Origin of the sequence: Pseudoalteromonas sp. R86517, assembly GCF_042466295.1 — a bacterium.
Lineage (GTDB): Bacteria > Pseudomonadota > Gammaproteobacteria > Enterobacterales > Alteromonadaceae > Pseudoalteromonas > Pseudoalteromonas atlantica.
In genome coordinates this window covers 609,618-621,128 of the sequence record NZ_JAXHCB010000003.1, presented here as the reverse complement: position 1 = coordinate 621,128, position 11,511 = coordinate 609,618, and the positions used below count along the sequence as shown (strand labels likewise).

12 protein-coding genes are annotated in these 11,511 nt (G+C 40.0%); 4 read left to right on the top strand and 8 right to left on the bottom strand.

Annotated features, from left to right (window positions below; translation table 11 throughout):
* Window positions 1–48: 48 nt before the first annotated feature.
* Window positions 49–1,179, top strand: a complete 1,131-nt coding sequence (gene rnd, locus SJY38_RS19470) for a ribonuclease D (protein ID WP_377110634.1) — start codon at window positions 49–51, stop codon at window positions 1,177–1,179.
* A gap of 190 nt (window positions 1,180–1,369) precedes the next feature.
* On the opposite strand, the gene SJY38_RS19465 is transcribed toward rnd, so the two are convergent.
* The 3 genes from SJY38_RS19465 to SJY38_RS19455 form a co-directional block, all read right to left on the bottom strand.
* Window positions 1,370–3,055, bottom strand: coding sequence for a pseudouridine synthase (locus SJY38_RS19465; protein WP_377110633.1), 1,686 nt, complete (start codon window positions 3,053–3,055; stop codon window positions 1,370–1,372).
* Between the two features lie 70 nt (window positions 3,056–3,125).
* A complete protein-coding gene (locus tag SJY38_RS19460) occupies window positions 3,126–3,764 on the bottom strand; it encodes a substrate binding domain-containing protein (protein ID WP_377110632.1) in 639 nt (212 codons plus the stop codon).
* A gap of 9 nt (window positions 3,765–3,773) precedes the next feature.
* Window positions 3,774–4,022 (bottom strand): LysR family transcriptional regulator, encoded by a 249-nt coding sequence (locus SJY38_RS19455; RefSeq protein WP_377110631.1) that lies wholly within the window; start codon window positions 4,020–4,022, stop codon window positions 3,774–3,776.
* A 133-nt stretch (window positions 4,023–4,155) separates the two neighbouring features.
* Between SJY38_RS19455 and SJY38_RS19450 the strand changes: the two genes are divergently transcribed.
* The gene (locus tag SJY38_RS19450; protein ID WP_377110630.1) at window positions 4,156–4,869 is read left to right on the top strand and encodes an outer membrane protein; all 714 of its coding nucleotides are present in this window, start codon (window positions 4,156–4,158) and stop codon (window positions 4,867–4,869) included.
* 93 nt (window positions 4,870–4,962) lie between these two features.
* Here SJY38_RS19450 and minE read toward each other — a convergent pair whose 3' ends face one another.
* Genes minE through minC form a run of 3 tightly spaced genes read right to left on the bottom strand, consistent with a single transcriptional unit; the run spans window position 4,963 to window position 6,750 of the window.
* The gene (minE, locus tag SJY38_RS19445; protein ID WP_004586362.1) at window positions 4,963–5,226 is read right to left on the bottom strand and encodes a cell division topological specificity factor MinE; all 264 of its coding nucleotides are present in this window, start codon (window positions 5,224–5,226) and stop codon (window positions 4,963–4,965) included.
* 1 nt (window position 5,227) lies between these two features.
* Complete coding sequence (gene minD / locus SJY38_RS19440) at window positions 5,228–6,037, bottom strand: septum site-determining protein MinD (protein ID WP_024031716.1); 810 nt, start codon at window positions 6,035–6,037, stop codon at window positions 5,228–5,230.
* A gap of 5 nt (window positions 6,038–6,042) precedes the next feature.
* Window positions 6,043–6,750: a septum site-determining protein MinC gene (minC, locus tag SJY38_RS19435; protein WP_004586360.1), complete on the bottom strand. Its 708-nt coding sequence runs from the start codon at window positions 6,748–6,750 to the stop codon at window positions 6,043–6,045.
* A gap of 155 nt (window positions 6,751–6,905) precedes the next feature.
* Between minC and SJY38_RS19430 the strand changes: the two genes are divergently transcribed.
* Window positions 6,906–7,193, top strand: coding sequence for a YcgL domain-containing protein (locus SJY38_RS19430; protein ID WP_004586359.1), 288 nt, complete (start codon window positions 6,906–6,908; stop codon window positions 7,191–7,193).
* Window positions 7,186–8,202, top strand: a complete 1,017-nt coding sequence (locus SJY38_RS19425) for a lytic transglycosylase domain-containing protein (protein ID WP_004586358.1) — start codon at window positions 7,186–7,188, stop codon at window positions 8,200–8,202. Before SJY38_RS19430 ends, SJY38_RS19425 begins: the two co-directional genes overlap by 8 nt.
* A 53-nt stretch (window positions 8,203–8,255) precedes the next feature.
* Here SJY38_RS19425 and SJY38_RS19420 read toward each other — a convergent pair whose 3' ends face one another.
* On the bottom strand, window positions 8,256–8,807 hold the full coding sequence (locus SJY38_RS19420; RefSeq protein ID WP_004586357.1) for a GbsR/MarR family transcriptional regulator: 552 nt from the start codon (window positions 8,805–8,807) through the stop codon (window positions 8,256–8,258).
* Between the two features lie 154 nt (window positions 8,808–8,961).
* Window positions 8,962–11,379, bottom strand: coding sequence for a TonB-dependent receptor (locus SJY38_RS19415; protein ID WP_377110629.1), 2,418 nt, complete (start codon window positions 11,377–11,379; stop codon window positions 8,962–8,964).
* Between the last annotated feature and the right edge of the window lie 132 nt (window positions 11,380–11,511).

Below are 11,511 nucleotides of genomic sequence, written 5' to 3'. Positions count from 1 at the left end.
ACTATAAAAAAGCCGGCATTAGCCGGCTTTTTTATTGTAGGAGATTAAGTGCAATACCAATTGATCGAAACACAAAATCAACTCAATACCTTTGTTGAGCAAATAAAAAACAAGCCTATTTTAGCCATAGACACTGAGTTTATGCGCCGCCGTACTTTGTACCCTGAAGTTGCACTTATTCAAGTATATGATGGCGAGCATCTTGCCCTTATAGATCCACTGGCCGAACTCTCGTTATTTGAATTTTGGCAAATATTACAAGATCCATCAGTACTGAAAGTGTTGCATTCACCTTCAGAAGATATTGAAGTATTTCAAAAATATGCAGGCTTTGTACCCGCTCCATTGTTTGATACACAATTTGCTCTTCAGCTTTTAGGCGAAGGCAACTGTATGGGCTTTGCGCTGATGGTAAAAGAGCTATTAGGCATAGAAATAGACAAAAGTGAATCGCGAACTAATTGGCTACAGCGCCCATTAACTAAAAAGCAGCTCGATTATGCAGCCGCTGATACGTTTCATTTACTGCCTTGTTTTGAACTAATAATTGAGCGTATAAATAAAGCTGAGTTATTTAATATTGTAATAAATGAGAGCGAGTTAATTGCAAATAAACGCGCCTTTCAAATCCCAGATGAGCTGCTTTACAAAGATATAAAAAACGCATGGCAACTAAAACCGCACGAGCTCGCGGTATTAAAAGAATTAGCTGTATGGCGTCGTAATAAAGCTATTCGTAAAAATTTAGCGCTTAACTTTGTGCTTAAAGAGCACAACATGACGGAAATTGCTAAACGTGGGCCTTCGAGCTTAAATACGCTGAGACAAATTCCGGGTGTTGAGTCGATGGAAGTAAACCGCTCTGGAGTCGAAATACTAAAGTGTATTGAAAAGGCCAAAGCACTCCCGGTTGATGAGCATCCGCCAGTGCTTAAACGTTTAATTGATTTTCCGGCTTATAAAAAAGTAGCTAAAGATATTAAGCAAAAAATTACGAAAGTGGCAAAAGAGCAGGGTATACCAGAGGATGTAATGGCCTCTAAAAAGCAAATTAATCAGCTTATTAGCTGGAATTGGAAACTCACCGATGGGCAAAAGCTAAATCATATTAAACCTGATTTACTTAATTCTTGGCGCTACAGTTTTGTTAAAGACGCACTTAAAGAGTGGGATAATTAAACCCACTTTCTAAGCTAACAGGCTATGTTATACCAATTCGCAATAATATTTAATCATTTTTAGGGGCTAAACGTGTCGCTATCTGCGTTAAAAAATTCTCATTTAGAACAACTAAATAGCGATTTTTTTGCCTTGCTATCAACACGTTTTTTCATCCTCAAAATAGATCACTTAATTATGCGAATTGGTATTAAAAATCGGGCGCTACGCTGAACGTTAACCGCTTATGGGTAATGGGGTGATCTAGCGCCAAATACTCGGCATGTAAGTGTAACCTGTTGGCTTTTTTACCGTAATGTGTGTCACCAATAATAGGCATATTCAGCCCTAAGTGGTGAGCGCAGTGTACCCTTAATTGGTGAGTGCGGCCCGTTTTAGGGTAGAGCTGTAGGCGTGTAATATTGTTTTTACGTTCAAGCACCTGCCATGTAGTAAGTGCGGGTTTGCCGTTTTTATAACAAACAAGCTGGCGTGGCTTATCGTCAAAATCAAGTCGCAATGGCAGTTCTATCTTGCCACTGTCCTTAGGCACAATACCATCAACCAGCGCAATGTAACGTTTATCAATAGTGCGGGCAATAAATTGCTTTTGTAGTGCTTTGTGGGCTCGTTTATTGAGCGCTACCACTAATAAACCTGATGTAGACATATCTAGTCTGTGCACAATTAACGGGCCTGTAGCGTGCGGAAATTGCGTTTGAATACGTAAATACACAGAATCTTCAATATTGACCCCTGGCACAGATAAAAACTCGCTGGGCTTATTTACAATAACAATATCATCGTCTTGATAGACTATCGGCAGCGTTTTACCTTCAGCAGGGTTAACGAGTAGCGGGTTATCTTCTATGCTGAGGCCTTTTAACATGTGCGATAAAATAGGTTGGCACTTACTGTAGCAAGAAGGGTAATAGTTTTTATGTTGGCGTATTGCCGATTTAGGTGCGGCCCCCCACCAAAACTCAGCCATAGCCACTGGCTTTAAATTATTAAGGTAAGCGTATTGTAATAGCTTGGGCGCAGCGCAATCTCCAGCACCTGATGGCGGAGTATGCTCTGGCAATGCTGCAAATATGGCATTGAGATCTTTAACTTCATGCTCTGCATTTAAAAACTGGTACTGTGCAAACACTTGTTTTTGTAGGTTTTTAGATAAAACCTTACGTCGTTTTTTTAACTGTTTTATTTCGTCGTGTAGGGCATTAAGCGCCTGCTCTTGCTGAGTTATTTTATCATGCCAGTGATCTTTTATGCTTTGATAGTGTTTTTTATCTTCTATGCTTTGTTTGGCCAGTTCATTCAAGCTTGCTTGTTGCTCAGGCGTTATTGCTTGGCTTTGCTCAATTGCAAGTGCACTGCGCGTCTTTTTACGTGTTTTTCTATTGGCTTGCATTACGCTTTGTTGAGCGTGTAACTGCTGATCAAACGCGGCTTTATCGGCATTTAATGACGCTGTTAATTTATTCAATGTACTTGCATTTTCTAGGGCATGTATTTGCGCATTTATGTCGTTAATTATTTTACTTTCTTTTAAATAACTCACATCTTCCAGTGCCATTGTAGATACATTAGGCACGCATTCTATATCGGTATTTAAATTTTCGAGCTGGCCTGAATACGCCGCTAAAAAGCCAAGTTGTTGTTGCTGGTTTTGTACAACCAGTACACCAAACATTTTGCCATCATTCGTTGCTGTATTGCTGCTGTCATTTTCGTTATACGGTAAATGCGTTTCAAGTTGCTGCTGCAATTGTGTTGCGGCTAAAACAGATAACGGATGAGGCTGGTAGTAAAACGGAAACGTAAATTTATCTGGAAGCGCTATAGAATCTACAGAGCAATCAAATAAAGTAAAACAAGAAGCGTGATTTAACATAGCAAAGTAATAGCAGGCATAAAGCAAAGTAATGGGCCCATAATAACATATTCACTTAAGGGGTACTTGCTTAATCCTCTGCGGTTATTAAACCGCGCTTAGCTAAAAAGCGCACTAATAATAGTGTTAGGTTTTCTCTGTGTGCATTATTTGGCCATACCGCATAGTAACCAAGCGGCTTGAGTTGCCAGTTAGGTAAAATGTGAATGAGCTCTTCTTGTGCTAATTGTTTTTTTACTAGGTTTTCGGGCAATATGCCAAGACCCAAGTTTTCAGATACAAAGTGACTTATTGCAAGCGCACTATTTACATTTACGCGCGACTTTTCACAAATACACACTACTTCGTCATTTGGAGAGGTAAAATCTACAGTGCTGCCGCGCATACTAAAATGAACCCAATCCCACTGTTTTAAATCGTTTGGGTGCATAGGGGGTTGATGCCTACTCGCGTACTTACTTGAGGCAACTAAAAAGCGTTTACTTTCTCCAATTTTACGCGCCATGAGTGAGCTGTCTTCTAGCCAGCCAACTCGAATACTTAAATCGAGTCCTTCATCCATTATATTTATTACTTGGTCTGTGTAATTAAGAGACAAGTTCACTTTTGGGTATGTTTGCACAAATTCTGCTATCGCGGCTGAAATTTCGGAGCTTGCTAAAAAGGCGGGCAGCGATATTTTTAAAGACCCTATAGGCTCATCACCCACAGAGTTAATTTAGTTCAAACCTGCCTCTGCGTGTTTTGTTATGTTTTCTACGTGGGCGTAAAATTTTTCACCTTCAGGGGTAAGCGACAATTTACGGGTTGTTCTATGCAATAAAGTGACGCCTAAAAACTGTTCTAAGTCAGAAACACTATGGCTAACACGTGAAGGTGCTATGCCAAGCTCCTTAGCTGCAATACGAAATGAACCGCCAGCAACCACTTTGGCAAAAATAGCCATGTGTCGTAAATAGTTAATCATTGTTCTGAAAGTCGGAATTGTATTATGCCGTTATTGTATCTATTCGCTTGTGTATCTAAAAGTTATATTAGCTGCGAATTCAACATTAGCCTTACAGCCCAATAATTTGGTTGTTAAAAAATCAGGAATGACAATGAACACATTACAAAAAAGTATAGTTGCAGCAATTGCTTTAGCGTGTACCGCGCCTACTTTAGCTAGTGCAGAGGGGTTTTATGGAACTGCACATGTAGGCTATAGTTCGCAAGCAAATGACTCTCAAGCCATTGGTAACAATATTGCCGTAGATAGTGATTTTCCATCTGAATTTGATGCCGGTGAGGGCAGTGTAGGCAGTATTGGTTTAGGTTATCAGTTCAATCCTCAATTTAGAGTAGAGGCGCGTATTAGCTATCATGATACTGACTATAGCGATACAAAAGTTGGCGTGGGTGCACGTGAAGGTGAGCAGTTTGTATTAAAAGGGGATTTAAAAACCACCACTTATACAATTGAAGGCTTTTACGATTTTGATAACAGCACCGCGTTTACGCCTTATATTAAAGCAGGGTTAGGGATTGCCGATAACAGCTATTCTGCAAAATTAGGTGGTGCAGGCATTAGCGCCTTTGACGCGTTCGATGGAAATGTTGATGGCTATTACGATGCGTATGCTGATGACGATTCAACCGAATTTACATGGAATATTTGCGCAGGGGTTAACTATCAAATAACTAAAACTATGTCGTTATACACTGAGTATCAATACATTGAATTTGGTGATGTGCAAACGGGGCAAGATGCATTTACCGATGGCTTTAAATTGACAGTGCAGCAAGCCATGAGTTTTTACTTGGTTTACGTGTAAACTTTTAAATTTAAAACACAAAATATTGCACCACATACGTGTAGTAAGTGTGTAAAGCAAAAAGCGGCATTTAAAATGCCGCTTTTAGTTGTGCTACTTTTTTTCTTCGTCAGGTAATGTCACGTTGAGCTCAAGTACCGCTAAATCATCTTCGTTTTGATCAAACTGTACCTGCACTGCATCAGTGTTTACATTTACGTACTTACGGATCACATCTAAAATATCTTGTTTTAATTGTGGTAAGTAATCCGGTGTTCCGCGTTGCGAACGCTCGTGCGCGACAATGATCTGCAATCGCTCTTTTGCTAATGACGCGCTATTTTTCTTTTCTGAGCGGAAGTAGTCAAGTAAAGACACATTAACCTCCAAAAATCCGTTTAAATAAGCCTTTTTTCTCAACATCTAAGAAGCGAAAATCGACTGTTTCACCGAGTAAGCGATTGATTGCATCAGCGTATGCTTGCCCTGCATCTGAATCACCATCAAGTATTACTGGCTGGCCTGAATTAGACGCACTTAATACCGCTTGCGACTCAGGAATAACACCAAGTAAAGGAATCGACAGAATATCTTTAACATCTTCTACCGATAACATTTCACCTTTTTCAACTCGCTCAGGGTTGTAGCGTGTTAATAATAAGTGTTCTTTAATATTTTCTAGGCCTTCTTCAGCACGTTTTGATTTGCTGTGTAAAATACCTAAAATTCTGTCTGAATCTCGAACCGAAGATACTTCAGGGTTTGTTGTTACAATTGCTTCATCAGCAAAGTACATCGCCATCATTGCGCCGGCTTCAATACCTGCAGGTGAATCACACACAATGTAGTCAAAGTCTTCTTTTAATTCGTTTAAAACGCGCTCTACGCCTTCGCGGGTAAGGGCATCTTTATCACGTGTTTGTGATGCGGGTAGTAAAAATAATTTTTCAACGCGTTTATCTTTAATAAGCGCTTGATTTAGGTTGGCTTCGCCGTTTATTACGTTTACAAAATCGTATACTACGCGGCGCTCACACCCCATAATTAAATCTAGATTACGTAAGCCAATATCAAAATCGATAATAACTGTTTTATAGCCTTTTAAAGCTAAACCGGTGCCTATTGCAGCACTTGATGTTGTTTTACCAACACCGCCTTTACCAGAGGTAACGACAATTACTTTTGCCATGAGATTTATCCTTTAACCAAAGCTGAAATTTCTAATGATTCGTTTTTTTGTTGTATTTGTACTGCATTGCCCCAGTGCTCACCTTGTAATGAGTCGCTGATCCAGTAATTGCCATCAATTGAAACCAATTCGGCTTCGAGCTTTTGGCAATAAATGCAGGCGTCTTTAATCCCTTTTGCACCTGCAATAGCACGCCCGCGTAAGGTGCCATAAATATGCACATTACCATCGGCTATTACTTCTGCACCATGGCTAACTGCACCAAGTACAATTAAGTCTCTGTCTTTTGCATAAACTTGCTGCCCTGAGCGTACCGTGCCATTAATTACTTGCGCAGGTAGGTACACGTTTTTTTCAACAATAGAGGTATTAGGCGCCTCTTGTTTAACGGGTGCACTTTTAGCATCTTGCGAGTAATTTAGTACAGAAAGGCCAGCGGCTTTAGCTTGCGTGTGTTGCTCATCTGAGCCATTACAAACACCTACAGCATTAAAGCTCATACGCTCAATGAGAGATTTTAAATGTACAAAATCAAGTGAGCTGTTTTTAATTTCTTCTAAATTAACAACAATAGGCGCTCCTTCAAAAAAACGAGGAGCTTGGGCTATTTTTACATACAACTGTTCTGCTAGAAGGGCGATATCAGTGCTATAAAGATGCAATACTGACAACGTGAAAAGGTTCCCTTTTAGCTCAAAAATTTGTTCCGACATACACGCTCAATTGATTTGTCTGATTAGAAATTAATTTTAGATAAACGTAGGCTGAATAAGGCCTTTAATGAAATTTCTAATCTAATTTTTCTAACTTATTATTACTCTCATGTTATAGTGTGCGGCAATGTTAAGCAAGATTAAATAGGGCCATTATGCTCACTGCGGTATATAAAAGTAAGAAAAAAGCGGATACCTTCTTATTTGTTGAAAAAAGAGATGATTTTAGTAAAGTGCCTGAACCTTTATTGGCTATGTTTGGTCAACCTATTTATGTAATGATTATCAATTTAGCAAAGCGTGATCATTTAGGCGGTGCCGACCTTGAAACAGTAAAAGCAGCGTTAGCTGACCCAGACAAGGGTTATTATTTGCAAATTCCGCCGCCGGAAGAAAATTTACTTAGCCAATTACGAAAAGAAAACGGAGTTGATAGTGATTAAAAAGTTAGCCGTAATTTTATGCTCAGTGTGTTTAAGTGGCTCTGTAGTTGCTAAAACGCAGGCCGAATTTCAAACTTATTTAAGTGACTTAAAACAAGAGGCCATTGCTAAAGGGTACGATAGCAAGTTAATAGACGATGCATTTGCGACTGCCTCATACAAAGAAAAAGTTGTATCGGCTGATAAAAACCAGCCAGAGGTTAAAGAAACCCTCGAAACCTACTTACCAAAACGTGTACCGCAATGGAAAATTGATCGTGCACGTAAACTCTACGCAGAAAATAAAGATGTACTTGAACAAGTTGCAAAAGAGTTTGGCGTACAAGCACGCTTTATAGTGGCATTATGGGGCCTTGAAAGTAACTTTGGCACAATACAAGGTGGCCATAATGTTATTTCATCGCTAGTGACGCTTGCCTTTGATGGTCGTCGTGAAGCACTTTATAAGCGCCAGCTTTGGGCAGCATTAGATATTTTAAAGTCAGGCCATATTACGCTTGATAAATTTAAAGGCTCTTGGGCTGGAGCAATGGGGCAAACTCAGTTTATGCCTACCTCATTTAACGCCTACGCGGTTGATTACAATAACGACGGCCGTAAAGATATTTGGACCACCAAAGAAGATGCATTTGCATCGATTGCCAATTATTTAAAACAAGAAGGTTGGAATGACTCACTAACTTGGGGTCGCCAGGTAAAATTACCTGAAAATTTTGACAGTAAATACGTGCTAAAACGCGGCACTAAAACACGTAAGCAATGGTTAGAATATTGGAACGACTCAGAGCGCTCGCTTGCAGACTGGCAAGCACTGGGTGTACGCAAAGCTGACGGGTCTGACTTACCTAATGTTGATGTACGCGCTGCACTGGTAATGCCTGATGACATTAATGGGCGTATGTACTTAGCGTATGATAACTACAAAGTGTTTATGCACTGGAACCGCTCATATTACTTTGCCACCAGCGTGGGCTATCTATCAGATAGAATTGGTTATCCAAAAATATAATTTATACGCTGTTGTGTAATAAAAAAAGCCGCTAAGCGGCTTTTTTTATTTGTTTAATCATGTTCTTTTTTAAATATTTTATCTTTTAGATCGATAACCTTGCCAATTCCTGAACCAAGCTTCATTAGCTTATTAAGCTGCTCTGGGCTTAAGCGTTGTAACTCTGAAGACCACTTAGTAACCGTTTCGAGTAGGTTGTGGATTTCGCCCATTTGCTTTTGTGCATAGCGCTCTTCTTCGTTGTTTGCTTCGTCTAAAAGGTTATCACGTAGCAAACTTAGGGTAGGGTCTATTTCACGCTTTTTACGTTCTTCAAATACGCGATTAGCCATATCCCAAATTTCACCCGCTGGGGCGTAATATTCTTTACGATCACCAGGGATATGATGCACTTTAATTAATTGCCATGACTGGAGCTCTTTAATTCCCATGCTTACATTGCCACGCGAGATACTTAGCGCATCGGCAATCTCATTTGCGGTCATGGGCTCTTTGGTGATGATCAGTAAACCGCACATTTGGCCAATCGTACGATTGAAACCCCAACGGCTGCCCATTTCACCACAGTGCATAACAAAGGCTAAGTTTTTTTCAGATAGACTCATAGCTTTTTAAGTTTCAGTAAATTCAGAAAGTAATGCTAGCACGCTTATAAATTATAGCAACGTTTAGCCTGGTATCTTTTGTAGAGTATTAAATCAAGATTAGGTTTAATTTACTCCTACTTTTAGTAGGAGTAAATTAATTGCTTAGGCAGGGTTAAAGTGTGTAGCTAAAGCTGAGCTTAGCGTTGCGCTCTTCGCCTGGCATACCACCTAAAAACATGGCTTTAGAGTAGTACTTTTTATTAAACAAATTGTTTAAATTAAGCTGCATGTGCCACTTATCAGTGGTGTACGAAACTGCTGCGTCGTACACCGTATAGCTTGGTACATAGCCATCAGGAATACTAAACGAGCTAGAGTTTGTGCTTCTGTTATCAACAAAAGTAATACCGCCACTTATGTTAACAGCCTCAGGCAGGTTAAACATATCGGCGTAGTAGGTAACCCACGTACTTGCCGTTACATACGGTACGCCTTTTTGGCGTGAATCGTAACTGCTGCTATTTGGATTAGATTTATCGCGGGCATCTTGGTATACGCCGTTTACATTTACTTTCCATTGCTCGTTTAAGTGCGCATTTAAATCGAGTTCAACGCCTTTGGTTTGCTCTTCACCATCGTAGTAGCTCTCTACTACATCAGGCCCAGACACACCTGCTTCATACAGTGGGTTTGTGTATTCAAGGTTTGTACGCGCGCTTTCAAATACTACCAGTGATGCTAAAAGCTGATCATCAAATGCTTTAAATCTAAAGCCTAAATCGTTACTGATAGACTCAGAGTCTTCACGGTCGGCCTCTGTACCTGCTACTGAGCCTAATACACTGTAGGCAGTACGGCCTTTAGCGTGGTTAATAAACACGGAAAAGTTTTCAGTAGGCTGATACGTTGCGCCTAAGTTATAAGTTAAGCCACTGTCTGATGTGTTTGCTTCAGGCGTTGGCTCAGCGCGGCTTGAGCTATAACGCTCATCTACACCATAGTGCTCATATGTTTGCTTAATGCGATTATAAGCAACACCAACTCGAGTTGTAAGCTGCTCAGTAATATAGCCTACGTGCTGAATACCTAAGCCCCACGCTTGTACTTTTTTATTGTAGTCACTGGTTTTTAGCGGGTCGTAGTCATCAAAACTACCTGTTGGCCAATTTGGCGAGCGCATATCATAAATATATGGCAGCGTGCCTTGATACAGTACATTTCCTTCGCTGTCGTAAATAACTTTGTCTGCATCGTAAATAGAATACTGTTTAAAGCGAATGTCTCTGTCTTCGTAGTTTGCATTAACAAGTAATTCGTTATCCACGTCGCCTAACATAAAGTCATAGCGTAAATCTAAGAAATACTGCCATGACTTTTCATCAGCTTCTACTTGGCGGTATTCTTGGCGTCGCGCTGCAAACGGGTAAAGCACACCTTCTTCAACTAACGGGGCACGCGGGTCGTTATTTATAATGCCATCGCGTGTTGAATACACATAATTAAACGCACCAGTTTGACGAGCAAAGCTTGATGTGTAGTTACGGTACTGTAACTGCTGATTTAAAAATAAATCATCTGTAATAAAGTAATTATGGGTTAGCTTAAAGCGAAGCTCTTCACCTTCATTATCATCCGCCATAGGAGAGATAATACCGTTAGTACCAAAATCATACGGGGTAAGGCCATCGGTTGATGAAAGCGAATCTGCCAATTGTGTTTGTTGAGCCGCAGTTAATTGAACACCATTACCAGATGGGTCATTTACTAAATCTGCGCCAGTTACTTCACCTGCAGTTAAACCATTGGCGGTTTCTGCATTATAAATTCGAATAGGGTGGCCAATAGAATCTACTGCAATTGAGTCTTTAATATAGGCAGCAGAGAGCATGATATCTTGCTTGTCACTTAGTATGTATTTAAGCGAGGTATAAATTTCGTCGCGGTCTTCTTTTAAATCACGAAAGCCATCGCTTGAGGCTGTTTTAGCCATTACGCGATACGCTAGGTCATCGGTAATCGCATTGGTGCTATCAAAGGCAAGTGAATAACTATCCCACTGGCCAAGCTCGGCAGATATTTTATGTTTTTCTTCAAACTCAGGTTTTTTTTCTATCAGATTTATAACACCACCAGCACTGCCTATACCATATAAACCGGTAGCAGGGCCTTTAAGTACTTCAACCGACTCAACATTAGTGAGTGAACGAGTTGGGTTAAATGTATTACCTAAGCCTGCACCGCCATACATACCATCGTAAGTGTAATTAGCATCAAGACCACGAATGACTAAATTGTCGCCTATACCGTAGTTATTACCAGCTTGAGTTAAACCACTTACATTACGTACAAGCTCTTGTAGGCTGTCTACACCTTGTGACTCTATAAGTTCACGGTCAATAATAACAACCGGTGCCGGTGTTTCCATTAACGACATGTCTGATTTAGTTGCAAGGCCTGAGCTCATTACTACTTGGTTTTGCTTTTCGTAAACGCTGATGCGCTCAATGTCTTTTTCAGCCGTTGTTGCAGCAACCGCTAATGATGCGTTTAAACACGCAAGTGTAACAAGAGAGTATTTGAACTTTTTCATATTGATAATTATTCGCATTCCATAAAGTGTGCGAATAGTAATAGTTATTATTCGTTAAGTGAATAAAAAATTCTAAAAAAGTGAAATTAATTGCGTAGTAGGTGAGTTGTTGTTCTAAAAAGTAAATTTAAG